The sequence below is a fragment of the Pseudomonas granadensis genome (genome assembly GCF_900105485.1).
Classification (GTDB): Bacteria; Pseudomonadota; Gammaproteobacteria; order Pseudomonadales; family Pseudomonadaceae; genus Aquipseudomonas; species Aquipseudomonas granadensis.
The window spans coordinates 1,121,194-1,146,047 of the sequence record NZ_LT629778.1; the positions used below are offsets into that span (position 1 = coordinate 1,121,194).

The 24,854-nt window shown below is 61.2% G+C and carries 21 protein-coding genes; 11 read left to right on the forward strand and 10 right to left on the reverse strand.

The window, feature by feature from the left end:
* The first annotated feature begins 2 nt into the window (after window positions 1–2).
* Window positions 3–794, forward strand: coding sequence for a 3-oxoadipate enol-lactonase (gene pcaD / locus BLU52_RS04890; protein WP_090282149.1), 792 nt, complete (start codon window positions 3–5; stop codon window positions 792–794).
* A gap of 11 nt (window positions 795–805) precedes the next feature.
* On the forward strand, window positions 806–1,201 hold the full coding sequence (gene pcaC / locus BLU52_RS04895; RefSeq protein WP_090282150.1) for a 4-carboxymuconolactone decarboxylase: 396 nt from the start codon (window positions 806–808) through the stop codon (window positions 1,199–1,201).
* Window positions 1,202–2,442: 1,241 nt separating this feature from the next.
* On the opposite strand, the gene BLU52_RS04900 is transcribed toward pcaC, so the two are convergent.
* The 4 genes from BLU52_RS04900 to emhA form a co-directional block, all read right to left on the reverse strand.
* Window positions 2,443–3,702, reverse strand: a complete 1,260-nt coding sequence (locus BLU52_RS04900) for an OprD family porin (RefSeq protein ID WP_090282151.1) — start codon at window positions 3,700–3,702, stop codon at window positions 2,443–2,445.
* A gap of 419 nt (window positions 3,703–4,121) precedes the next feature.
* A complete protein-coding gene (emhC, locus tag BLU52_RS04910; protein WP_090282153.1) occupies window positions 4,122–5,582 on the reverse strand; it encodes an efflux RND transporter outer membrane subunit EmhC in 1,461 nt (486 codons plus the stop codon).
* Window positions 5,579–8,728 (reverse strand): efflux RND transporter permease subunit EmhB, encoded by a 3,150-nt coding sequence (gene emhB, locus BLU52_RS04915; protein WP_090282154.1) that lies wholly within the window; start codon window positions 8,726–8,728, stop codon window positions 5,579–5,581. The genes emhC and emhB overlap by 4 nt, the downstream gene beginning before the upstream one ends.
* Before the next feature lie 3 nt (window positions 8,729–8,731).
* Window positions 8,732–9,889 (reverse strand): efflux RND transporter periplasmic adaptor subunit EmhA, encoded by a 1,158-nt coding sequence (emhA, locus tag BLU52_RS04920; protein ID WP_090282155.1) that lies wholly within the window; start codon window positions 9,887–9,889, stop codon window positions 8,732–8,734.
* 266 nt (window positions 9,890–10,155) lie between these two features.
* Here emhA and emhR point away from each other — a divergent pair, with 266 nt between their 5' ends.
* Window positions 10,156–10,788: an efflux system transcriptional repressor EmhR gene (emhR, locus tag BLU52_RS04925; RefSeq protein ID WP_090282156.1), complete on the forward strand. Its 633-nt coding sequence runs from the start codon at window positions 10,156–10,158 to the stop codon at window positions 10,786–10,788.
* A gap of 495 nt (window positions 10,789–11,283) precedes the next feature.
* On the opposite strand, the gene BLU52_RS04930 is transcribed toward emhR, so the two are convergent.
* From BLU52_RS04930 to BLU52_RS04940, 3 genes are read right to left on the reverse strand one after another with little or no spacing between them, the layout of a single operon-like run.
* A complete protein-coding gene (locus BLU52_RS04930) occupies window positions 11,284–12,333 on the reverse strand; it encodes an alkene reductase (protein ID WP_090282157.1) in 1,050 nt (349 codons plus the stop codon).
* Window positions 12,334–12,365: 32 nt separating this feature from the next.
* Window positions 12,366–13,532 carry an MFS transporter gene (locus tag BLU52_RS04935; RefSeq protein WP_090282158.1) on the reverse strand — a complete coding sequence of 389 codons (1,167 nt, stop codon included), beginning with the start codon at window positions 13,530–13,532 and terminating at the stop codon, window positions 12,366–12,368.
* Between the two features lie 33 nt (window positions 13,533–13,565).
* A complete protein-coding gene (locus BLU52_RS04940; protein WP_007917068.1) occupies window positions 13,566–13,868 on the reverse strand; it encodes an ArsR/SmtB family transcription factor in 303 nt (100 codons plus the stop codon).
* Window positions 13,869–14,035: 167 nt separating this feature from the next.
* Here BLU52_RS04940 and BLU52_RS04945 point away from each other — a divergent pair, with 167 nt between their 5' ends.
* Window positions 14,036–14,620, forward strand: a complete 585-nt coding sequence (locus BLU52_RS04945; protein ID WP_090282159.1) for an acyl carrier protein phosphodiesterase — start codon at window positions 14,036–14,038, stop codon at window positions 14,618–14,620.
* 101 nt (window positions 14,621–14,721) lie between these two features.
* On the opposite strand, the gene BLU52_RS04950 is transcribed toward BLU52_RS04945, so the two are convergent.
* Both BLU52_RS04950 and olsB read right to left on the reverse strand, forming a co-directional pair.
* On the reverse strand, window positions 14,722–15,513 hold the full coding sequence (locus BLU52_RS04950) for a lysophospholipid acyltransferase family protein (protein ID WP_090282160.1): 792 nt from the start codon (window positions 15,511–15,513) through the stop codon (window positions 14,722–14,724).
* A complete protein-coding gene (gene olsB / locus BLU52_RS04955) occupies window positions 15,513–16,268 on the reverse strand; it encodes an L-ornithine N(alpha)-acyltransferase (protein WP_090282161.1) in 756 nt (251 codons plus the stop codon). The genes BLU52_RS04950 and olsB overlap by 1 nt, the downstream gene beginning before the upstream one ends.
* 153 nt (window positions 16,269–16,421) lie before the next feature.
* Here olsB and BLU52_RS04960 point away from each other — a divergent pair, with 153 nt between their 5' ends.
* From BLU52_RS04960 to BLU52_RS04980, 5 genes are all read left to right on the forward strand, one after another.
* The gene (locus tag BLU52_RS04960; RefSeq protein ID WP_090282162.1) at window positions 16,422–17,300 is read left to right on the forward strand and encodes an acyl-CoA dehydrogenase middle domain-containing protein; all 879 of its coding nucleotides are present in this window, start codon (window positions 16,422–16,424) and stop codon (window positions 17,298–17,300) included.
* A gap of 168 nt (window positions 17,301–17,468) precedes the next feature.
* Window positions 17,469–18,548 (forward strand): serine hydrolase domain-containing protein, encoded by a 1,080-nt coding sequence (locus BLU52_RS04965; protein WP_090282163.1) that lies wholly within the window; start codon window positions 17,469–17,471, stop codon window positions 18,546–18,548.
* Window positions 18,545–18,841, forward strand: a complete 297-nt coding sequence (locus tag BLU52_RS04970; RefSeq protein WP_090282164.1) for an amidase — start codon at window positions 18,545–18,547, stop codon at window positions 18,839–18,841. Before BLU52_RS04965 ends, BLU52_RS04970 begins: the two co-directional genes overlap by 4 nt.
* A gap of 203 nt (window positions 18,842–19,044) precedes the next feature.
* Window positions 19,045–19,635 (forward strand): YceI family protein, encoded by a 591-nt coding sequence (locus tag BLU52_RS04975; RefSeq protein WP_090282165.1) that lies wholly within the window; start codon window positions 19,045–19,047, stop codon window positions 19,633–19,635.
* 1 nt (window position 19,636) lies between these two features.
* The gene (locus BLU52_RS04980; RefSeq protein WP_090282166.1) at window positions 19,637–20,794 is read left to right on the forward strand and encodes a phospholipase D-like domain-containing protein; all 1,158 of its coding nucleotides are present in this window, start codon (window positions 19,637–19,639) and stop codon (window positions 20,792–20,794) included.
* A gap of 125 nt (window positions 20,795–20,919) precedes the next feature.
* Here the strand turns inward: BLU52_RS04980 and bglX are convergent, their stop codons facing one another.
* Entirely contained in the window at window positions 20,920–23,211 is a 2,292-nt protein-coding gene (gene bglX, locus BLU52_RS04985; RefSeq protein WP_090282167.1) for a beta-glucosidase BglX, read from the reverse strand.
* Between the two features lie 252 nt (window positions 23,212–23,463).
* On the opposite strand from bglX, the gene BLU52_RS04990 reads away from it, so the two are divergent.
* Window positions 23,464–24,072: a LemA family protein gene (locus BLU52_RS04990; RefSeq protein ID WP_090282168.1), complete on the forward strand. Its 609-nt coding sequence runs from the start codon at window positions 23,464–23,466 to the stop codon at window positions 24,070–24,072.
* Window positions 24,073–24,097: 25 nt separating this feature from the next.
* Window positions 24,098–24,853, forward strand: a complete 756-nt coding sequence (locus BLU52_RS04995; protein ID WP_090282169.1) for a TPM domain-containing protein — start codon at window positions 24,098–24,100, stop codon at window positions 24,851–24,853.
* Window position 24,854: the final 1 nt, after the last annotated feature.

The following is a 24,854-nucleotide window of genomic DNA, read 5'->3' on the forward strand; positions in this document are numbered from 1 at the left end:
CTGTGGCTTTCGTTCAACTCGCCGATGGCGAACTGCATTACCAGATTCAAGGGCCGGCGCAGGCGCCGGTGCTGGTGCTGTCGAACTCGCTGGGCACCGACCTGCATATGTGGGACGCGCAGATGCCGGCGTTCACCGAGCATTTTCGCGTGCTGCGTTTCGACACCCGCGGCCACGGTCAATCGCTGGTGACCGAAGGGCCGTACAGCATCGAGCAGCTCGGCCACGACGTGCTCGGGTTGCTGGATGCGCTGCACATCGAGCGCGCGCACTTCTGCGGCTTGTCGATGGGCGGGCTGATCGGTCAGTGGCTGGGGATCAATGCCGGGCATCGTTTGCACAAGCTGATCGTCTGCAACACCGCAGCAAAAATCGGCGACCCGTCGGTATGGAATCCACGTATCGAAACCGTACTGCGTGACGGTGCGGCAGCGATGGTCGCGCTGCGTGATGCGTCGATTGCGCGCTGGTTCACGCCTGACTTTTCAGCAGCGCATCCCGAGGCGGCGAAGAACATTACCGACATGCTCGCCGCGACAAATCCACAAGGTTATGCGGCCAACTGCGCAGCGGTGCGCGATGCCGATTTCCGTGAACAACTGGCTTCGATCAACGTGCCGTTGCTGGTAATCGCCGGCAGCGAAGATGCGGTGACGCCGCCGTCCGGTGGGCATTTCATTCGCGACAACGTACGCGGTGCGCAGTACGCCGAGTTCTACGCGGCGCACCTGTCCAACGTACAGGCTGGCGCTGATTTCAGTGATCGAGTTCTGGCGTTTCTGAACGCTCGATAAGGGGATTTTTCGTGGACGAGAAACAACGTTACGACGAAGGCATGCAGGTCCGCCGCGCGGTGTTGGGCGATGCCCATGTCGACCGCAGCCTGACCACGCTGACCGAGTTCAACTGCGAATTCCAGGAGATGATCACCCGCCACGCCTGGGGCGATATCTGGACACGCCCAGGCTTGCCGCGCCACACCCGCAGCCTGATCACCATCGCCATGCTGATCGGTATGAACCGCGAAGGCGAACTGAAACTGCACCTGCGCGCCGCCGCCAACAACGGCGTGAGCCGCGGCGAGATCAAGGAAGTGATCATGCAGAGCGCGATCTACTGCGGGATCCCGGCGGCGAACGCGACGTTTCATCTGGCCGAATCGGTGTGGGATGAACTCGGGGTTGAATCCCGGGAGAAATGACGCCTGAGCTGCCGCCATCGCTGGCAAGCTGGCTCCCACAGGTTTTATGTTGTGCGCAAGATTTTGTGTTCAATGACCATCCCTGTGGGAGCTGGCTTGCCAGCGATAGCGGTGCATCAGTCACATTAAATTCGACTGACCTGACGCCATCGCCAGCAGGCTGGCTCCCACAGGGTTAAATGTTGGCCGCAGGGTATGGGTACAACACGAAACCCTTGCAGGAGCGAGCCTGCTCGCGAAGCGGTGTGTCAGTCAAAGCTGGGTCGACTGACCTGCCGCCATCGCGAGCAGGCTCACTCCCACAGGGTTGAATGTTGGCCGCAGGCTATGGGTACAACGCCAAACCCTTGCAGGAGTGAGCCTGCTCGCGAAGCGGTGTGTCAGTCAAAGCTGATTCGACCGGCCTGACGCCATCGCCAGCAGGCTGGCTCCCACAGGGTTGAATGTTGGCCGCAGGCTATGGGTACAACGCCAAACCCTTGCAGGAGTGAGCCTGCTCGCGAAGCGGTGTGTCAGTCAAAGCTGATTCGACTGACCTGACGCCATCGCCAGCAGGCTGGCTCCCACAGGGTTGAATGTTGGCCGCAGGCTATGGGTACAACGCCAAACCCTTGTAGGAGTGAGCCTGCTCGCGAAGCGGTGTGTCAGTCAAAGCTGGGTCGACTGACCTGCCGCCATCGCCAGCAGGCTGGCTCCCACAGGGTTGAATGTTGGCCGCAGGGTATGGGCAAAACGCAATACCCCTATGGGAGCGAGCCTGCTCGCGAAGCGGTGTGTCAGTCAAAGCTGATTCGACTGACCTGACGCCATCGCCAGCAGGCTGGCTCCCACAGGGTTGAATGTTGGCCGCAGCATATGGGTACAGCACCAAACCCATGTGGGAGCTGGCTTGCCAGCGATAGCGGTGCATCAGTCACATGAAATTCGACTGACCTGACGCCATCGCGAGCAGGCTGGATCCCACAGGGTTGAATGTTCGCCGCAGGCTATGGGTACAACACCAAACCCTTGTAGGAGTGAGCCTGCTCGCGAAGCGGTGTGTCAGTCAAAGCTGGGTCGACTGACCTGACGCCATCGCCAGCAGGCTGGCTCCCACAGGGTTGAATGTTGGCCGCAGGGTATGGGCAAAACGCAATACCCCTATGGGAGCGAGCCTGCTCGCGAAGCGGTGTGTCAGTCAACAATGATTCAACTGAACTGACGCCATCGCGAGCAGGCTCACTCCTACAATTGGATCGTGTTTACAGCAGGCTGATCGGGTAGCTGACGATCAAGCGGTTCTCGTCGAACTCGTTGTTGCTGAAATCCCGGCGCATGGTCGAGTTGCGCCATCTGACGTTCAAATCCTTGAGCGTGCCGCTCTGCACGGTGTAGCCCAGTTCCGATTCGCGGCCCCATTCCTTGCCGTCGGTGATGGTGCCGGTGTGCACGTTGTCACCGCTGATGTAGCGGTTCATCAGGGTCAGGCCGGGGATGCCGGCAGCGGCGAAGTTGTAGTCGTGACGCAACTGCCAGGAGCGTTCCTGGGCATTGTCGTAACTGGCGTTGTAGCTGTCGTTGGCCAGGGTGCCGCCGCTGGTGCCGTTGACGCGCATCCAAGCGCTGTCGCCGGTGAGTTTCTGCAGGCCGACGTAGAAGGTGCTGCCGCCGAATTTGGCCGAGAACATTGCGTACCAGGTCTTGTTATCCAGATCACCAGCGCGGGCGCTGCCGTCCTCCTTGCCATAAAAGAAGCCGAGATTGGCGCCCAGGGTCCAGTCGCCGAGCGGCTGGCTGTGCAGCACATTGAGGTACTGCTGGCTGTAGATGTCCTTGAGCTGGGCGTTCCATAAACCGATCTGCGTCCGCTTGTCGTTGAACAGGTATTCGCCGCCCTGGAAGTTGAATCGGTCGGAAGTGAACGCGGCTTTGCCGGTCATCGACAGGTCGCTCATGCTGCTGTCATCACGCGGGCTGTTGGCGCGGAACTGGCCGCCATACAGAGTCAGGCCGTCGATTTCCTTTGAGGTTATCTGACCGCCGCGAAAGGTCTGTGGCAGCGAACGGCCGTCGTCCGAACGCAGGATCGGCAGCACCGGCATCCACTCGCCGACCTTCGCTTCAGTCTGGGAAAACTTCGCTTTGAACGCCACGTTGGTGCGGCCGAAGTTATCGGCCGGGCGACCGTCGCGATCCAGCGGCAACAGTTGCGTGCCGCCCGTGCCTTTACCGCCATCAAGCTTGACCGAGTACAGACCCAGCACGTCCATGCCGAAGCCGACGGTGCCTTGGGTGAAACCGGATTTGGCGTCGAGGATGAAACTTTGCGTCCACTCTTCAGCCTTGCCCTGGGCCTTGGTCGGGTTGGTGAAGTTGCGGTTGATGTAGAAATTGCGCAGGTTCAGGTTGACCTTGGCGCCTTCGACGAAACCGGCTTCTTCGGCTGCGGCGGGCAGGGCCGCGCCGGCCAGGGCCAAAGCGATCAGACCAGGAAGTGCGCAGGGCGCAGAGGAAGCTTTCATGGGCATGGGTCTCTCTTGTTTTTTTGGGGCGAACGAGGGCGCTGGCGCCGGTTTTTCAGGGCGCAGACGGGAAACACATTGGAGGATGAAACGGATTGATCAGCCGGGCGGGGCAGGGGGCGGGAGCATGGTGTCGGACCTGATGTTATTGGTTTTGTTGAGTGAATGGTGCGGGGGGCGCGGGGCTGGATTCAATTGGTTAAAGCGGGTTTTGGGCGATTATCGAACGCAAGATTGAGCCAGAATTTGTAGCGTATATCAGGGCCTCATCGCGAGCAGGCTCACTCCTACAGGGGGAACGCATTTCAAATGTAGGAGTGAGCCTGCTCGCGATAACGTCAGCCCAGACAACATCAACTTTTCTGCAGGCAACAAAAAGCCCACCAACCGGTGGGCTCCTTGTATTTACCGGATGATGATCAGAACAGCTTCATCTTCGGTGCTTCTTCTTTCAGCGGTTCGTTCTGCGCGGTCTGCGCATTCCAGCCGCCGCCCAAGGCCTTGTACAGGTTGACCGCACTGGTCAGCTGCGCGAGTCGGTCGGTGATCAGCGCCTGTTGCGCGCTGAACAACTGACGCTGGGCGTCGAGGAAGGTCAGGTTGCTGTCGACGCCGATGCGGTAGCGACGCTCGGCCAGGCGGTAGTAATCCTGGTTGGCCTGCACGAAGTCACGCTGCGCTTGCAGTTGCTCGGTGTAGGTCTGGCGGGCGGCGAGGCCGTCGGCGACTTCCTGGAAGGCCGTCTGAATGGACTTCTCGTAGTTCGCCACGCCAATGTCCTTCTGGATCCTGGCGTAGTCGAGGCTGGCGCGCAGGCTGCCGGCGTTGAAGATCGGCAGGTTGATCTGCGGCTGGAACAGCCACGTTCCCGAACCGCCCTTGAACAGGCCGGACAGGTCCGGGCTCAGGCTGCCTGCGTTGGCGGTCAGGCTGATGCTCGGGAAGAACGCTGCACGCGCCGCGCCGATGTTGGCGTTGGCGGCCTTCAGGTTGTATTCGGCCTGAAGAATGTCCGGACGCCGCTGCAGCAGGTCCGAAGGCAGACCGGCCGGCACATCGCTGAGCAGGTCATCGGACAGCGGCTTGGCCGTCTGCAGATTGGCCGGAATACCGGTGCCAAGCAGCAGGGTCAGGCTGTTTTCATCCTGCGCAACCTGGCGGGTATAACGCGCCAGTTGTGCCCGGGCGTTTTCCACGGAAGTGCGTGACTGCGCCAGATCCAGCGCCGAGGCCACACCGACCTCGTTGCTGCGGCTGGTCAGCTTGTAGCTTTCTTCGAAGGCACCGAGGGTGTCCTGGGTCAGCTTGAGCAGTTCCTTGTCCGCTTGCCAGGTCAGGTAGGCATTGGCGACGTTGGCGACCAGACTGATCTGCGTGCTGCGCCGTGCTTCTTCGGTGGCGAAGTATTGTTGCAGCGCTTGCTCGCTCAGGCTGCGCACCCGACCGAACAGGTCGAGTTCGTAGGCGCTGATGCCGACCGTGGCCGAGTACGAACTGGTGATACCGGCTTCACCGATCTGCGAGGCACGGGCCGGCAGACGCTGGCGACTGCCGGCACCATTGGCCGACACCGCCGGGAAAAGATCGGCGCGCTGGATGCGGTATTGAGCCGCGTACGCGTCGATGTTCAGTGCCGCGACACGCAGGTCGCGGTTGTTTTCCAGAGCTACCTGGATCAGCTGTTGCAGCGCCGGGTCATGGAAAAACTGCTTCCAGCCCTGCTCGGCAGCGGTCTGCGCCGGTGCCTGGGCCGGCGAATACGCCGGCCCCTGCGGGTACTGGCCTGCGACCGGAGCCTCAGGCTGCTGATAGTCAGGTATCAGCGAGCAACCGCTCAGCACGAAGGCGGCGACTGCGATGGAGAGTAGCGACTTGCTCATTGGCCAGCCTCTTTAGGAGTTTCAGACGTTTCATCCGCGTCAGCGTTTTTGCGCTGGCCCATGGACGAAACCGTAACGAAGAACAGTGGGACCCAGAAGATCGCCAGGATCGTGGCCGTGAGCATACCGCCAATCACGCCCGTACCGATCGCATGCTGACTGCCCGAGCCTGCGCCCGTAGAGATCGCCAACGGTACAACACCGAGGACGAAAGCCAGCGACGTCATGATGATCGGTCGCAGACGCATGCGGCAGGCTTCGATCGCCGCGTCACGCAGGCTGCGCCCTTGCTCATGCAGTTCCTTGGCGAACTCGACGATCAGAATGGCGTTTTTAGCCGCCAGACCGATTGTCGTCAACAGGCCTACCTGGAAGTACACGTCGTTGGACAGACCGCGCAGGCTGGTGGCCAGCAGCGCACCGATGATCCCCAGCGGTACCACGAGCATAACGGCGATCGGAATCGACCAGCTCTCGTACAACGCCGCCAGACACAGGAACACCATCAGCAGCGACAGGGCGTACAGCGCCGGCGCTTGCGAACCCGACAGACGTTCCTCGTAGGACAGACCGGTCCAGGAGATACCGACACCGGTCGGCAGCTTCTTGGCGATCGCTTCGACTTCGGCCATCGCTTCACCGGTGGAGTAACCCGGCGCTGGAGAACCGAGGATCTCCATCGCTTCCACACCGTTGTAACGCGCCAGTTTCGGCGAACCGTAAATCCACTCGCCCTTGGCGAATGCGGAGAACGGCACCATGGTCCCGGCGCTGTTGCGCACGTACCACTTGTTCAGGTCTTCAGGGCTCATGCGCGCACCAGCCTGACCTTGCACGTACACCTTCTTCACCCGACCACGGTCGATGAAGTCGTTGACGTAGCTACTACCGAAGGAGATCGACAGGGTGCTGTTGATGTCGGCAATCGACACGCCCAGCGCACTGGCTTTCTGATCATCGATTTCCAGGTGGTATTGCGGCTCGTCGTTCAAGCCGTTCGGACGCACCTGGTAAAGCACTTTGCTCTGCGCGGCCATACCGAGGAACTGGTTGCGCGCTTCCATCAGTTTTTCGTGACCAATACCGGCGCGGTCCTGCAGGAACACGTCGAAACCGGTGGCGTTACCCAATTCCAGTACCGCTGGCGGGGCAAAGGCAAACACCATCGCGTCGCGGAAGCTGAAGAAGTGTTGCTGCGCACGCTGGGCGAGGGCGAACACACTGTTGTCAGCGTCACGCTCTTCCCACGGCTTGAGCATGATGAACGCCAGACCCGAGCTCTGACCGCGACCGGCAAAGTTGAAGCCGTTGACGGTGAACACCGAGGACACCGCACCGGATTCTTTCTCCAGCAGGTAGGTACGCATTTCGTCGATCACGACTTGAGTACGCTCGGCACTGGAACCGGCCGGAGTCTGCACTTGGGCGAACAGTACGCCCTGATCTTCTTCCGGCAGGAACGCGGTCGGAATGCGGGTGAACAGCCAGATCATGCCGACGACGATCAGCAGGTAAGCCAACAGATACGGGATTTTGCGCTGCAGCATGTTGCCAACGCCGCGCTCGTAGCTTCTCACACCGCTGTCGAACGTGCGGTTGAACCAGCCGAAGAAGCCTTTCTTCGGCGTGCCGTGCTCACCTTTCGGAATCGCCTTGAGCATGGTCGCGCACAGCGCCGGGGTGAAGATCAACGCCACCAGCACCGACAGGGCCATGGCCGAAACGATGGTGATCGAGAATTGCTTGTAGATCACACCGGTAGAGCCGCTGAAGAACGCCATCGGCAGCAGTACCGCCGACAGTACCAGGGCGATACCGACCAGGGCGCCCTGAATCTGGCCCATGGATTTCTTGGTCGCTTCCTTCGGTGACAAGCCTTCTTCGCTCATCACCCGCTCGACGTTTTCCACCACGACGATGGCATCGTCCACCAGCAAACCGATGGCCAGCACCATACCGAACATGGTCAGGGTGTTGATGCTGAAACCGAACGCCGCGAGGATGCCGAACGTACCCAGCAATACCACCGGCACGGTCATCGTGGTGATGACGGTGGCGCGGAAGTTCTGCAGGAACAGGAACATCACCAGGAACACCAGCACGATCGCTTCGACCAGGGTTTCAACCACACCCTTGATCGACTCGGTCACCACTGGCGTGGTGTCGTACGGGAACACCACTTCCATGCCCTGCGGGAAGAACGGCTTGAGCTCGTCAATCGTCTTGCGCAACGCCTTGGCGGTATCCAGGGCGTTGGCGCCGTTGGCCAGTTTTACCGCCAGACCGGAAGACGGTTTGCCGTTGAACTGTGCGGAAATGGTCGAGTTCTCACCGCCCAGACCGACATCGGCAACATCGCCGACGCGTACTTGCGAGCCGTCCTGGTTGACCTTCAGCAGAATCGCCTTGAACTGCTCGGCAGTCTGCAGACGGGTCTTGCCGATGATCGTTGCGTTGAGCTGCTGGCCTGGCAGCGCCGGCAGACCGCCGAGCTGACCGGAGGAGACCTGAACGTTCTGCGCCGAAATCGCCGTGCTGACGTCGGCCGGGGTCAGGTTGTACTTGTTCAACTTGGCCGGGTCGAGCCAGATGCGCATCGCGTACTGGGCACCGAAGACCTGGAAGTCACCGACACCGGCGGTCCGCGAGATCGGGTCCTGCATGTTCGACACGATGTAGTTGGACAAGTCGTCCTTGGTCATGCTGCCGTCACGCGAGACCACACCGATCACCAGCAGGAAGTTTTTCACTGCCTTGGTCACGCGGATACCTTGTTGCTGCACTTCCTGCGGCAACAGCGGGGTGGCCAGGTTCAGCTTGTTCTGGACCTGAACCTGCGCGGTATCGGAGTTGGTGCCTTGCTCGAAGGTCGCGGTGATGGTCATGCTGCCGTCGGAGTTACTTTCCGAGGACACATAACGCAGGTTGTCGATACCGTTGAGCTGTTGCTCGATCACCTGGACCACGGTGTCCTGCACGGTTTGCGCCGAAGCGCCCGGGTAGGTCACGGAGATCGCAATGGCCGGTGGCGCAATGCTTGGGTATTGGTTGATCGGCAATTTCAGGATCGAAAGTGCCCCGACCAGCATGATCACCAAGGCAATTACCCAGGCGAAAATCGGACGGTCGATAAAGAATTTTGACATGGATTACTCCCCTTTGCCGCCGGCGGCTTTGTCAGCTGCCTGTGCGGGGGCCGGGTTCTTGGTGCCGACGTTGGTCGCTTCGGTCGGTTTGACCTCCACACCTGGTTTAACGTACTGCAGACCCTCGGTGATCAGACGATCGCCAGCCTTCAGGCCGTCTTCGATCAGCCACTGGCTGCCGACGGTGCGGCTGGCCTTGAGCTGACGCAGTTCGACCTTGTTGTCCGGGCCGACGACCAGTGCGGTTGGCGTGCCTTTGAGGTCGCGGGTCACGCCTTGCTGCGGTGCCAGAATGGCCGCGGCGTTGACACCGGCCTGCAACTGGGCGCGTACGAACATGCCCGGCAACAGGGTGTGATCCGGGTTCGGGAACACGGCGCGCAGGGTCACCGAGCCGGTGGTCGGGTCGACCGTCACTTCGGAGAACTCCAGCTTGCCGTCCAGCTTGTACTGGGTGCCGTCCTCGAGGGTCAGCTTCACAGCAGCGGCGTTGTCGCCGGACTTCTGCAGGCGACCGCTTTCCAGCTCGCGGCGCAGTTGCAGCAGTTCGACCGACGACTGGGTCACGTCGACGTAGATCGGGTCCAGTTGCTGGATCGTTGCCATCGCATCGGCCTGGCCATTGCTGACCAGCGCACCTTCGGTGACTGCGGAACGACCGATACGGCCGGAGATCGGCGCGTAGACCTTGGTGTAACGCACATTGATCTGCGCAGTCTGCAACGACGCTTCCGATTCCATGCGGTTGGCCACAGCGGTGTCGTATTCCTGACGGCTGACCGCCTGTTCATCGACCAGTTGCTTGTAGCGGTCGGAGATCGACTTGGTCGAACGCAGGTTGGCTTCGGCGCTTTTCAGGGTCGCTTCATAGACCGACGGATCGATCTGGTACAGCTGCTGGCCGGCTTTGACGTCGGCACCTTCCTTGAACAGGCGCTTGAGAATGATGCCGTTGACCTGTGGACGCACTTCGGCGATGCGGAACGCGCTGGTGCGGCCCGGCAGTTCGGAAGTCAGGGTAAAGGCTTGGGGTTGCAGGGTGACGACGCCGACCTGAGGGGGCGGAGCGGCCGGAGCCGCTTCTTCCTTTTTACATCCGCTGAGCAGCGATGCCAGGGCGACGGCAGTGACCAGAGCGGTAACAGCTGGCTTGAATTGCATGAAGATCCTCGGGTCAGGCGCGCACAAAGCGCACAAGAAATGTGAAAGGGTAAAAAATGCGTACCGGGTGGATAAGTAGCTTGCTAAGGAATATACTTACGTTCATGGTTGTTTGTAAATACCTTCGGCGTGTACCCACCCTGTTACAAAAGTCGTCGCAAGGTTCGAAATTGTAGGCCGGGGAGACGATTCACGAGAGATCGCCCCCTCTTTATTCAGCGGATATTCAGCCATCCCTGAAACATCCTGTTTGAGGTTTTACTGCCATGGTCCGTCGTACCAAAGAAGAAGCTCAGGAAACCCGCAGCCAGATTCTGGAAGCGGCCGAGAAAGCCTTCTATGAAAGGGGGGTTGCCCGCACGACCCTCGCGGACATCGCGACCCTGGCCGGCGTGACGCGCGGTGCCATCTACTGGCATTTCAGCAACAAGGCCGATCTGGTCCAGGCGATGCTCGACAGCCTGCACGAGCCGCTGGAAGAACTGGCCAAGGCCAGCGAAAGCGAGGACGAACCGGACCCACTGGGCTGCATGCGGCAGTTGCTGATTCATTTGTTTCATCAAGTTGCGCTGGACCCGAAAACCCGGCGCATCAACGAAGTTCTGTTTCATAAGTGCGAATTCACCGATGAAATGTGCGATCTGCGCCAGCAGCGCCGGACGGCCAGTCTCGAATGCAACGTGCGCATCGGCCTGACCCTGCGTAATGCGGTGAATCGCGGCCAGTTGCCGGAAGATCTCGACACCGCCCGTGCGGCTGTCAGCATTCACGCCTATATCGACGGCTTGCTGTATGGCTGGCTGCTCGCACCGGACAGCTTCGAACTGCACGCCGAGGCCGAGCGTTGGGTCGACACCGGGCTGGACATGCTGCGCCTGAGCCCCAGCCTGCGCAAATGAAACAAAATGCGTAATTGACCCAGCTTATGTCAATTGGCCGGCCTTTATACAGGTTGGCAGCGGGGGAGTTTATACGTAGCAAGCTGCGCATTTTGTAGGGAAATTGTGTCGCTCTTGTAAAATTTGGTTGCCCGTTTGCCCTCACCCTAGCCCTCTCCCGGAGGGAGAGGGAACTGACCGCGTTGTTGACTCAATCTACGCCGACCTGAAATATCGAGCCGAACTCAGGATTAAGGATACACGCTGATCGGCTCCCTCTCCCTCGGGAGAGGGAACTGACCGCGTTGTTGACTCAATCTACGCCGACCTGAAATATCCAGCCGAACTCAGGATTAAGGGTACACGCTGATCGGCTCCCTCTCCCTCGGGAGAGGGCTGGGCGGGCGGCGTTCCGATGAGGGGCTACGCACTCAGCTGCGCAATCACTCTCCAGCCGAACACAAAAAAGCCCCCAACTCTCACAAGTCAGGGGCTTCTTCATTTCTATACGACCGCTTACAGCGTCGGGTAATCGATATAACCCACCGGCCCCTTGCCATAGAAGGTTTCAGGATGCGGCTCATTCAACGGCGCATCAGCCTTCAAACGCGCCGGCAGGTCCGGGTTGGCAATGAACGGCACGCCGAACGCCACCGCATCCGCCTTGCCAGCCGCCAGCCACTCGTTGGCGCTGTCCTTGGTGAACTTCTCGTTGGCGATGTACGGGCCGCCAAACGCTTCTTTCAGTTGAGGGCCAAGGCTGTCGGCGCCTTCTTTTTCACGCGAGCAGATGAACGCGATGCCACGCTTGCCCAGCTCCCGCGCCACGTAGGTGAAGGTTTCTGCGAGGTTGTCGTCGCCCATGTCATGGGAGTCAGCGCGCGGTGCCAGGTGCACACCGACACGGCCGGCGCCCCAGACTTCGATCGCGGCGTCGGTCACTTCCAGCAGCAGACGTGCACGGTTCTCCAGCGAGCCACCGTATTGGTCAGTGCGCTGGTTGGTACTGCTCTGCAGGAACTGATCGAGCAGGTAGCCGTTGGCTCCGTGGATTTCCACGCCGTCGAAGCCGGCGGCCTTGGCGTTCTCGGTACCGGTGCGGTAGGCGTCGACGATGTCGGCGATTTCGGCGGTTTCCAGCGCACGCGGCGTCGGGTAATCGGCCAGTGGACGCACCAGGCTGACGTGGCCTTTTGGTTGAATAGCGCTCGGCGCCACCGGCGCTTCACCGTTGAGGTAAGAAGGGTGAGAGATACGGCCGACGTGCCACAGTTGCAGGAAAATCTTGCCGCCGGCGCCGTGAATGGCTTTGGTCACGTTGGCCCAGCCACGTACCTGGTCGTTGGACCAGATGCCTGGGGTATCCGGGTAGCCGACGCCCATCGGCGTCACCGAGGTGGCTTCGCTGAGGATCAGGCCGGCCGAGGCGCGCTGTACGTAGTACTCGGCCATCAGCGCATTCGGCACGCGGCCTTCGTCGGCGCGGCAGCGGGTCAGCGGGGCCATGATGATGCGGTTGCTCAGCTCGATGTCGCCGAGTTTGATCGGGTCAAAAATAGTCGCCATGTCTACAAGCCTCTCTTAATTAAGGAAGTTGATCAGTTGGATGCAGCGGCCAGCTCGGCGTTGCCGTTCTGGCGGAAAGTGATCAGGGTCACCAGCAGGGCGAGCACCGCCAGTGCAGCGGCGGCCAGCGGTACGCTGGTCAGGCCGTAACCGTGGGCGATGACCGTGCCACCGACCCAGGCGCCGAGGGCGTTGCCGACGTTGAACGCGCCGATGTTCAGGGTCGACACCAGGTTCGGTGCCGCCTTGCCGAAGGTCACCACGTTGACCTGCAGCGCAGGCACCGCGGCGAAACACGCGGTGGCCCAGAGAAACAGGGTGATTTCGCTCGGGATCAGCGCGACGCTGGTCCAGCTCAGCACCGTGGAGATCACGGCCATGGCAATGAACACGCCGATCAGCGTGGCGGCCATGCCTTTGTCGGCCAGTTTGCCGCCGATAATGTTGCCGACGGTCAGACCGAGGCCGATCAGCATCAGCGTCCAGGTCACGCCACGGGGCGAGACGCCGGTGACTTCGCCGAGCAGCGGCGCCACGTAGGTGAACAGGGTGAAGACCGAGGCGGCGAACAGCGCGGTCATGCTCAGCGACAGCCAGATACCGGCGCCTTTGAGAGCCGCGAGTTCGGCGCGCATGTCGAGTTTTTCTTCGTCACGCTTGGCCGGCAGGAAGCGGATCAGACCGATCAGTGCAATCACGCCGATCACCGTCACCGCCCAGAAGGTCGAGCGCCAGCCCGCTTGCTGACCCAGCGCGGTACCCAGCGGCACGCCGAGCACGTTGGCCAGGGTCAGGCCGGTGAACATCAGCGCTACGGCAGAAGCGCGTTTGTTCGGCGCAACCAGATTGGCCGCCACCACCGAGCCGATGCCGAAGAACGCGCCGTGGCACAGCGCGGTGATCACGCGGGCGAACATCAGCACGTTGTAATCACTGGCGATGGCGCAAAGCAGATTGCCGACGATGAAGATGCCCATCAGTGCGACCAGTGCCGCCTTGCGTGGCAGTTTCGCCGTGGCCATCGCCATGAAGGGTGCGCCGATGGCCACACCGAGGGCGTAACCGGTCACCAGCCAGCCAGCACCGGGAATCGACACACCGAGATCAGCTGCGACATCGGGCAACAGGCCCATGATGACGAACTCGGTGGTGCCGATGGCGAAGGCGCTCAAGGCGAGGATGAGGAGCGAAAGGGGCATGCGGGTTTCCTTGCGGCTGACTGACGTCAAGGGTCAGAGCTCTTTACTGAGGGTGCTGAGGAACGCCTGGATCACGTCCTCGTTACGTTTGAAAAAGTGCCATTGACCGGCCTTCTGGCTGCTGATCAGACCGGCGCGTTGCAACGTCGCCAGATGCGCAGAGACCGTCGACTGCGACAGGCCGCAACGCTGATCGATCTGCCCCGCGCAGATGCCGTACTCGTGGTTGTGCAACTGCTCGGGGAATTCGTTCTTGGGGTCTTTTAGCCAGTTGAGGATGTCTCGCCGTACTGGGTGCGCCAGGGCTTTTATTATTTCGTCGAGGTCGAGGTTCATGGCAGGGCTCGTGTTGGCAGTGGCGATATATCGCGATGTGGCGAACTTTAAATCGTTGGATCGCGATATACCAATATGAATTGGTTCTGATCAGCGCATGAATCGCTATATCGGGTTATAACGATATAGGGCTGCCGGCTCGCCTGGGGCAGTGCTAAGCTGCGCGCATGAACTATCTCGCACATTTGCATCTGGGCGGTCAGCGCCCCGGCCAGTTACTCGGCAGCCTCTACGGCGATTTCGTCAAAGGCCGGTTGCAGGGGCAGTTTGCGCCGGAGGTCGAAGCAGCCATTCAACTGCATCGCCGCATTGACGTATTCACAGATCGCCATCCGCTGGTGGACATCGCCTTGGGCCGCTTCACCGAAACCCGCCGGCGTTATGCCGGAATCGTCCTTGATGTGTTTTTCGATCATTGCCTGGCGCGGGACTGGGGGCTATATGCCGACCGGCCGCTGGAGCAGTTCACCGCAGACGTCTATCAGGTGCTGTCTCGCGAACGGCAATTGCCGGAACGGCTGGCGAAGATTGCACCGCACATGGTCGCCAATGACTGGCTGGGCTCGTATCGCGAGTTTGAGGTGCTGGAGCAGGTGTTGCGTGGGATCTCGCGACGGCTGAGCAGGCCCGAAGAGTTGGCCGGGGCAATGCAGGAGTTGCGGCGATTATATGAACCGCTGAGTGAAGACTTCAGTCTGTTTTACCCACAACTCCAAGACTTTGCCCAAAACTCCGAACCCATGAAGATCTAATGTAGGAGTGAGCCTGCTCGCGATAGCGGTCTGTCAGTCACTATTGCATCAACTGACAGACCGCTATCGCGAGCAGGCTCACTCCTACAGGGGATTTGTGTTCAGGCAGCGATTGCCGGGCGCATTGGGGATTGTCGGGTCTCAGGAATCGAGCCAAACAACGCCTTCTGCACCGCCTGCTGCGCTTCGAACGCCAGTGCCGCGCGCTCGCGGCCTTCACAGGCAATCGGTTGGAGCAAATGCACTTCGACATCGCCGCAGTCATTGCTGAACAGGCGCATCAGGTGCGAGAGCAAATCGTCGTCGCCAATGAACGGCGCCAAGGTATCGATTTCGCCATGGCGCAGATAACGAATCGCCACCGGTTGCAGCATCACTTGTGAATCAATCGCCGCCGCCAACAAGCGACCATGAAAAGTGCGCAGCGAGCGGCCGTCGGTGGTGGTGCCTTCGGGGAACATCAGCAAGGCGTGTTCGCTTTGCAGATGGCGGGTCATCTGCTTGCGGATCAACTGGCTGTCGCCCGAGCCGCGGCGGATGAACAGGCTGCCGGCCTTGGCCGCGAGCCAGCCGGCTACCGGCCAGGTGCGCACTTCGGCCTTGGACAGGAACGACAGCGGCGTGAGCATGCCCAGCAGCGGAATGTCGGTCCAGGACACATGATTGCTGACCCACAGCATCGGCTGTTTCGGCAGCTCGCCATGTACGCTCACGCGAAAGGGCAGGGCGTTGCTCAGGCGCGCCATGAAAAAGCGCGACCAGCGCTGGCGCCGTTCCATCGAATGCGCCAGGCCAATGCGCTCGAACACCCCGAACACGCTGGCCATGCTCAGGCCCAGCGAGACCACCAGCAGCACCCGCGCGATTCGCGCGTACACCCGCAACCGGCTCATCACACGGCCGCCTTGAAGTGTTTGGCGTAGCGCGGGCAGAGTTCGTCGCGCTTGAGCAGGATGAACACGTCGGCGACCTGGAAATCTTCGTCCCAGCACGGCTCGCCGCAAATCTTCGCGCCCAGACGCATGTAGGCCTTGAGCAACGGCGGCATTTCGGCGATCACGTTGGAAGGGATATCCAGCGTCGGCAGCGGATTTTTCGGCTCGGCGCGCAGGTGTTCGGTGCACAGATAACGTTCGCGCAGGCGCTGCATGATCGCATGGGCCTGAATGCCGCCGTCCTGCATCGGAATGCTCGCGCAACCCATCAGGTAGCTGTAGCCGCCCTGATTCAGCACTTCGGCCAGTTCGCCCCAGAGCACAGCGATGGTCCCGCCGTTGCGGTAGGCCGGATCGACGCAAGTGCGGCCGATTTCCAGGATCGGGCCTTGCAGGTGCGCAAGGCCATGCAGGCAGAATTCTTCTTCGCTGTAAAACTTGCCCAGGCTGCTGGCAGCGGTGTGATCGAGCAAACGGGTCGTCGCCACCAGGCGCCCGGTGTTCAGGTCACGCACGCCGATGTGGCTGCAGTGAACATCATAGTCATCCATGTCCAGACCCAGGTCCGCGCCTTTGAGTTTGGCGTTGAACTCGCCGCTGAAAACGGCGAAGCGCAGGGCCTGGGCTTGCTGCAAGGCTTCGGCGCCGATCAGGCGTTCGGCTTGCAGGCGGCGTTCATTGCCGGTGTCGCTGATGCGGGCGATTTGCGTCATGTGAATCTCCGTACGGGCCTTGAACCCGTCATGGGTTGCAGCCGATCGACTTTCTTTATGCAGCCGTGTTGTGCAAAGTCAGGCTATGTAGCCCCGGTGTCATCGCCATGAACGTTCGGTGATGCTTATATGACAGCCCAGAAGGAGCCGCCCGTGCCCTGGTCAGATCTGTTGCAACGTAGTGAGCGCTTGCCCGTCGGCGCCGACCTCGCTGAGGGTTTCGCGGCGCTGTTGCAGACGCTGGGCACGGTTTCGCCATTCGAACTGGCAGTCGCCGGCGGGCGGCGCATGGCCACGCCGGGGCTGGCCTTTCTCGTCGGCTATCAGGCGGCGTTGCGCATGCTCTGGCCGAGCGCGCCATTGAGCCTCGGCGCGTTGTGCGCCACCGAACAGCGCAGCCTGCGCCCGGCGGATATGCAAACGCGCCTGCACAGCTTGCGCCTGAGCGGGCGCAAGGATTTCGTCACGGCCGGCGATGCGGCGGACTGGCTGCTGGTGGCCGCGCGCAGCGAATCAGACGGCGAAACACCGCGACTGACATTGGCGGTGGTCTATCCCGGTGAGCCCGGCGTGACCGTGGAAACACTGCCGGCGCTGCCGTTGATGCCGGACATCAGCCACGGTCGTCTGCGTCTGGATGGCGCGCTGTGCGAATTGCTCGCCGGCGATGGCTGGGATGCGTACGTCAAACCCTTTCGCACCCTTGAAGACATGTACGTGCTGAGCGCGATGACTGCGTGGCTTTACGGCGTCGGCCAGGACAGTGACTGGCCGCAGACCCTGCAATTACGTTTGCTGGCGCTGTTGGCCGGGTGTGCCGAAGCGAGCCGGCAAGCGCCGGATAATCCGGCCGGGCATGTGTTGCTGGGTGGGTTGTTTGCGCAGTTCGAGGCGCTGTCGGGGGAGGTGGATCAAGCGTTGGCCGCAGGCCCGGTGGCGTGGGCGCAGATGTGGCAGCGGGACAAGGCCGTGATGCAATTGGCGGCGGGGGCGAGGGGCAAGCGGTTGGCCAAGGCTTTGGCGGCGAATTAAAGGGCCTCATCGCGAGCAGGCTCACTCCTGCAGGGGACCGTGATTCTTCAATTGGAATGCGATCAAACGGTAGGAGTGAGCCTGCTCGCGATAGCAATTCACGAAACGCCACCGCCCTGTCATAAACCCCGACTAGTCTCAGCAGGTTCATTTCCCAGAGCCTCGACCATGTTCAAAGGTCTGTCCCTGTTCCTGCTGCTCATCAGCCTCACCGCTCACGCCGAACAATGGCCCGGCGAGCAATGGCCGACCGGCCCGAAAATCACCGGCCCAGCCGTCGAGGCGCTGGAAACCTACGCCTTCCCGCCCCGCGACGACAGCACCCGCCAAGGCATCCGCACCGACGCCTTGTTGATCATCCGCGACGGCCAGATCATCTACGAACGCTACGCCGGTCCGACCACCGCGCAAACCGCGCACCTGACCTGGTCGATCAGCAAAAGCCTGATGGCCACCGTGCTCGGCGTGGCCTATGGCGAGAGCCGCTTCAAGCTCGAAGACCCGGCCGCGCAGTTTTACCCGCCATTGGCAAACCACCCGGAAATGAAAATCGCCGACCTGCTGCACTGGGCCTCGGGCATCGACTGGCAGGAAGACTACGAATACGCGCCGCTGAAATCCTCCGTGGTGGCGATGCTTTACACCCGTGGTCATCGTGACATGGCCGCGTTCGCCGCTGATCATCCGACCTACGCTGAACCGGGTCGGGCGTTTCGTTATTCCAGCGGCGACAGCAACCTGCTCGCCGCTGCGTTGAAAGGCATGCTCGGCCCGCAGCGTTATGCCGATTACCCGTGGACGGCATTGTTCGAACCGCTGGGGATTCGCCGCGCGGTTTGGGAAAACGATGCCAGCGGCACGTTCGTCGCCTCGTCTTACGCCTACCTCACCGCGCGGGATCTGGCGCGGGTCGGGCTGCTGATGGCGCGCGACGGGCGCTGGCAGGATCGGCAATTGCTGCCCCAGGATTGGGTCGCGTTCAACCGCGAACCCTTCGCCAGCTACAAGGCGGGTCAGGACGAAGCCGTGCCCGGCGGTCATTGGTGGCTCAATCGCGCGGTGGACGGCGCGTCATCGCCGTGGCCCGCCGCGCCACCCGACACCTTCGCCGCGCTCGGCCATTGGGGACAGGCGCTGTACGTGATTCCCGGCCATAACCTGGTGGTTGTGCGCTATGCCGATGATCGCGATGGCAGTTATCGCCACAACGAATTGCTCGCGCGCGTACTCAAGGCGGTGCAGCCATGAAGCGATTATTGCTGTTGCTGCTGGTCCTGCTGCTCGGCTGGATCGCTTACGAGCGTGAAAATCTTTGGGCCTTTCCGGACATCATCAGCGCCTACACCGCCAAGGAATATTGCTCGTGCCGGTATGTGATGAACAACGATGCAGAATATTGCCGTGGCTATGTAAAGCAGTGGCTACCCACCAACCAATTCACCGATGACCCCGCCAGCAAAACCATCACGGTCAGCGGCATGGGCCGCAGCAATAGCGCGCAGTGGCAGAACGAACGCCACGGTTGCCGCCTCATTCCGTGACTACACCCAATCCCTTTGTAGGAGTAAGCCTGCTCGCGATAGCGGTCTGACATTCTAAAAGATGTCGCCTGATATTCCGCTATCGCGAGCAGGCTCACTCCTACAGGATTTCGTTAGCCAATCAATCTATGCTGATCTTCAGTTTGCAATAACGTGGCGGGCGGTTAAGGTTCGTGCAGGTTTATCGCCCCCACGAGTGCTCAATGTTCAACCGCTCCCTGTACACAACCCTTTCCTGCCTGCTGCTGGCCGCCGCCGCATTGCCGGCTCAAGCCAATTGGTATCTGGACGGCGAGTCGTCGCGGCTGTCGTTCGTCAGCACGAAAAACGCCAGTGTCTCCGAAGTGCAGCGCTTTCTGGTGCTGCACGGCAAGGTCGATCCCAATGGGCGTGCCGAAGTCGAGGTCGAGCTGGAGTCGATCAACAGCGGCATTCCGCTTCGCGATGAGCGGATGCGCAAGGAGTTGTTCCAGATCGAGCAGTTCCCGGAAGCGACGATCACCACGCAGATCGACCTGCGCCCGATCAACGATCTGGCCCCCGGCGCGCAGCTGGAATTGCGCCTGCCATTGACCGTCAATCTGCATGGCAAGCAACACGAATATCCCGCTGAACTGCTGGCGACGCGCCTGGATGATCGGCGCTTTCAGGTGGTGACCCTCGAGCCGCTGGTGATCAACGCCGAGGATTTCGACCTCGCGCCGGGGCTGGAAAGCCTGCGCAAGCTTGCCGATCTATCGGCCATCAGCCTGTCGGTACCGGTGGGTGCGGTGCTGATCTTCACGGCGCGCTGACATGCGCGGCGCAGTGTTTCCCTGGCGCAACGGCAACCGCTTCGAGCTGCTGATCGATGGCCCGCAATTCTTTCCGCGGATGCTCGAGCACATCGCCGCCGCCAAAGAACAGATCGAACTGGAACTGTATCTGGTCGAGGCCGGCGCCTGCGCCGACACCATCGTCCAGGCGCTGGCGGCGGCGGCCGAGCGCGGTGTGCGTGTGCGCTGCCTGTTCGATGATTACGGCAGCCTCGCGTTTACCTTGCACTTGCGTCAGCGCCTGACCGCTGCCGGGGTGGAACTGCGTTTCTATAATCGCTTGAGCTGGCGGCGCTGGGTCGGCAATTTCTATCGTGATCACCGCAAACTGCTGCTGATTGATCAATGTCTGGCGGTGGTCGGCGGCACCGGTGTCACTGATGAATTCTGGACCCCGGGCGAGGACACCAGCGAGTGGCACGAAGTGATGGTGCAAATCAGCGGCCCGCTGGTGATCGACTGGCAATTGCTGTTCGACCGCCAATGGATCGCCAACCGCTACCGCCGCGCCTGGCGTCCGGCGGCGCATTTCGGTCTGCCGCGTTTACCGCGTGTGCCGGACAAGGGCGAGGGCATGGGCCGCGTGGCTTATGCCGATGCGCGGCAGCATCGCGACATTCTGCAATCACTGTTTCGCGCGCTGAACAGCGGGCAGAAACGCATCTGGATGGCCACGCCGTATTTCCTGCCGACGTGGAAAATCCGCCGCTCGCTGCGCAAAGCCGCGGCGCGCGGTGTCGACGTGCGTTTGCTGCTGACCGGGCCGCGCACCGATCACCCGTCAGTGCGTTACGCCGGGCATCGTTACTATCCGCGACTGCTCAAGGCCGGGGTGCAGATCTTCGAATACCAGCCGTGCTTCCTGCACCTGAAAATGGTGCTGGTGGACGAATGGGTGAGCATCGGTTCGTGCAACTTCGATCACTGGAACCTGCGCTTCAATCTGGAAGCGAACCTGGAAGCACTGGATCCGTCGTTGACGGCGGCAGTGGAGGCGAGTTTTGTCAGGGACTTCGGGCTGAGTCAGTTGGTCAGCCTCGAGGAGTGGCAGCGCCGGCCGTTATGGCGGCGGGTCAAGCAGCGGGTGTGGGGCTGGGTGGATCGGTTGGTGGTCAACATCCTCGATAGACGCGGGTAGTCGGCCTCCCACAAATCATTGTAGGAGTGAGCCTGCTCGCGATAGCGGTGTGTCAGTCAACTTTGAAGTAACTGAATGACCGCTATCGCGAGCAGGCTCACTCCTACAAGTGGACTCGGTGTTTGTTAGAGCAATTCGAAACTCTGCTGCGTCACGCTCTGCGAATCCAGGCCGATCTGCACATTGAACTTGCCCGGCTCGGCCGCGTATTTCAGTTGGGCGTTGTAGAACTTCAGGTCATCCTCAGTGATGGTGAAGTGCACGACTTTCTGTTCGCCGGCCTTGAGCATGATCTTCTGGAAGTTCTTCAGTTCTTTCACCGGGCGGATCATCGAGCCGGTGACGTCCTGAATGTACAGCTGCACCACGGTTTCGCCGTCACGCTTGCCGGTGTTCTTGACCATCACGCTGGCGTCGAGCTTGCCGGTGGCATTCAACGTGGTCGACGACAAGGCCATGTCGCTCAAGGCAAACGTGGTGTAGCTCAGGCCATAACCGAACGGAAACAGCGGCCCGGTGGTGTCATCGAAATACTGCGAGGTGTAGTTGCCCGGTTTGCCCGGCGTGAATGGCCGGCCAATGCTCAGGTGGTTGTAGTAGGTCGGGATCTGCCCGACGGAGCGCGGGAAGGTCACCGGCAGTTTGCCCGACGGGTTGTAGTCACCGAACAGCACGTCGGCAATCGCGTTGCCACCCTCGGTGCCGCTGAACCAGGTTTCCAGAATCGCGTCAGCCGACTGGTTCTCTTCGAGAATCGTCAGCGGGCGGCCGTTCATCAGCACCAGCACCAGCGGTTTTCCCGTGGCTTTCAGCGCGCGGATCAGCTCGCGCTGGGTTTCCGGGATGTTCAGGTCGGTACGGCTGGAGGATTCGTGGGACATGCCACGGGATTCGCCCACTGCCGCAACCACCACGTCGGCATCCTTGGCGGCCTTGACCGCTTCGTCGATCAATACACTGGCAGGGCGCGGATCATCGACCACTTCCGGCGCATCGAAGTTGAGGAAGTTCAGGTAGTCGAGGACCTTCTTGTCGCCAGTGATATTGGCGCCACGGGCGTAGATCAGCTTCGATTTGTCGCCGATCACTGCGCTCATGCCGTCAAACAGCGTCACCGATTGTGTAGGGCGACCGGCGGCGGCCCAACTGCCCATCATGTCGATTGGCGCTTTGGCCAGCGGGCCGACCAGCGCGACTTTCGCGGTTTTCTTCAGCGGCAGGGTTTCATTCTGATTCTTCAGCAACACCAGGCTGCGCCGCGCCACTTCGCGGGCCTCGGCACGGTGCAAACGGCTTTCGGCGTAGGTGTCGGCCGGATCATCCTCGGCCTTGCCGATGCGCAGGTACGGGTCCTTGAACAGGCCCATGTCGTACTTGGCGGCGAGCACTTCGCGCACCGCGTTGTCGATGTCTTTCTGTTCGATTTCGCCGGATTTGAGCAGCCCCGGCAGTTCCTTGCCGTACAGCGTGTCGTTCATGCTCATGTCGATGCCGGCCTTGATCGCCAGCTTCGCTGCTTCACGACCGTCGCGAGCGACGCCGTGTTTGATCAGCTCGAAAATCGCCCCGTGGTCGCTGACTGCCAGGCCCTTGAAGCCCCAATCTCTGCGCAGCAGATCGTTCATCAGCCAGGTATTGGCCGTGGCCGGAATACCATTGATCGAGTTCAACGCGACCATCACCCCACCGGCGCCGGCATCGATCGCGGCGCGGTACGGCGGCAGGTAATCCTGGTACATCTTCACCGGGCTCATGTCGACCGTGTTGTAGTCGCGACCGCCCTCGACCGCGCCGTACAGGGCGAAGTGCTTGACGCTGGCCATGATGCTGTCGGCGGCGCTCGGGGTTGCCCCCTGATAAGCGCGGACCATGACCCCGGCAATGCGCGAAGTCAGGTAGGTGTCTTCACCGAAACCTTCGGAGCTGCGGCCCCAGCGTGGGTCGCGGGAAATGTCGACCATCGGCGCGAAAGTGATGTCGAGGCTGTCGGCGGCGGCTTCTTTCGCCGCCACGCGCCCGGACTGGCCGATGGCGTCCATGTCCCAGCTCGAGGCGAGGGCCAGCGGAATCGGGAAAATCGTACGGTGACCGTGGATCACGTCGTACGCGAAAAACATCGGAATCTTCAGGCGGCTGCGCATGGCAGCGTCCTGCATCGGACGGTTTTCCGCGCGAGTGATCGAATTGAAGGTGCCGCCGATGTTGCCGGCGGCGATCTCTTTGCGGATCAGCTCGCGAGGCATTTCCGGGCCGATGCTGATCAGGCGCAACTGGCCGATCTTCTCATCGAGGGTCATCTGGCCCATCAGGTTGCTGATGAACGCGTCCTTGTTTTCCAAGGGAACCGGGACCGTGGCGGCCAGTACCTGGTGACTGGCCAGGCTGACGAACAGGCCCAGCAAACACAGCTTCTTCATGAATATTTTTCTCAAGGGCCCAAGCGGTGACGAAACACCGGCCAGCCAAAATGTAAGGAGCGACTATTGTTGTTCGGGTGCCGGCTCGAATATTCAGAGCCAAAAAACCACAGCCGACAGCGGCAGCGTGAACGCGAAGGGCACTTTTTAGCCCATAAGCCCGTCGCAATCCAGTGGCGGGGCCGATTATGCCCCAACCGCCGTGCCGGAATATTCAGCGCGCGGTTTTTTAATCAAAGGAGCATCACCGCAATGACGATCAGCCCGACCTATCGCTCACGTTTGCAAGTGGCCACGCTGCTGGTGCTGGCTGCGTTTCTGACCGCGTGCGGCATCAATAATATCCCGACCCTCGACGAACAGGCCAAAGCCGCCTGGGGCCAGGTGCAGAACCAGTACCAGCGCCGCGCCGATCTGATCCCCAACCTGGTGGAAACCGTGAAGGGCTATGCAGCCCATGAACAGGAGACCCTGACCGCCGTGATCGAAGCGCGGGCCAAGGCGACGTCGATCCAGGTCGATGCCAGCACCCTCGACGATCCAGCGAAACTCAAGCAGTTCCAGCAGGCGCAGGATCAACTGACCGGCGCGTTGAGCCGCCTGATGGTGGTCTCCGAGCGCTATCCGGACCTGAAGGCCAACCAGAATTTCCTCGCTCTGCAATCGCAGCTCGAGGGCACGGAAAACCGCATCGCCGTGGCGCGCCGCGATTTCATTCTGGCGGTGCAGAAATACAACACCGAGATCCGCACCTTCCCCGGGCGTCTGTGGCACAGCGTGATGTACAGCGATCTGCCGATGCGCGAAACCTTCGAAGCCACCACGCCCGGCGCGGAAAAGGCCCCGGAAGTGAAGTTCTGATCCGATGTTGGCGATGAGGTTATGCATGCGCGTGTTGAAAACGGGCCTGGTGCTGATGCTCTGGCTGTTCGCCGTCAGCGCCCAGGCCGAATTGACGTTCCCGGCGCTGAGCGGGCGCGTCGTCGATCAGGCGCAGATGCTCGAGCCGTCGCTGCGTGCGCAGCTGAGCCAGCAATTGCAGGCCCACGAACAGGCGACCGGCGAACAAGTGGTGGTGGTCACGCTGCCCGATCTGCAGGGCACCACCATCGAAGATTTCGGCGTTCAACTGGGCCGGCACTGGGGCATCGGCCAAAAGGACAAGAATAACGGCGCACTGCTGATCGTCGCCCGTGACGAGCGCAAGCTGCGCATCGAGGTCGGTTACGGCCTGGAAGACCGGCTGACCGATGCGCAGGCGTCGGTGATCATCCATCAGGTCATCACGCCCGCATTCAAGGCCGGGAATTTTAGCAAAGGCATCAGCGACGGCGTCGCGGCGATGCTGGTGGTGCTCGGTGGCAATCCGCTGGACGAGCCGTCGACGGTGTACGAATCCAGTGGCGACCCAGCCGATGATTTCATCTCGCGGCATCCGGCGCTGTTCATGTTTTTGGTGATGTTGTTCATCCTGACGGTGTTTGTCTGCCAGATGCTCGGTATCCTGCCCGCCGGCCGTGGCGGCTCCGGAGGCGGGGGCGGTTTTGGTGGCGGTGGATTCGGCGGGGGCGGTGGCGGTGGAGGCGGCTTCAGCGGCGGCGGGGGCAGTTTCGGCGGCGGTGGTTCGTCCGGCGGCTGGTGAG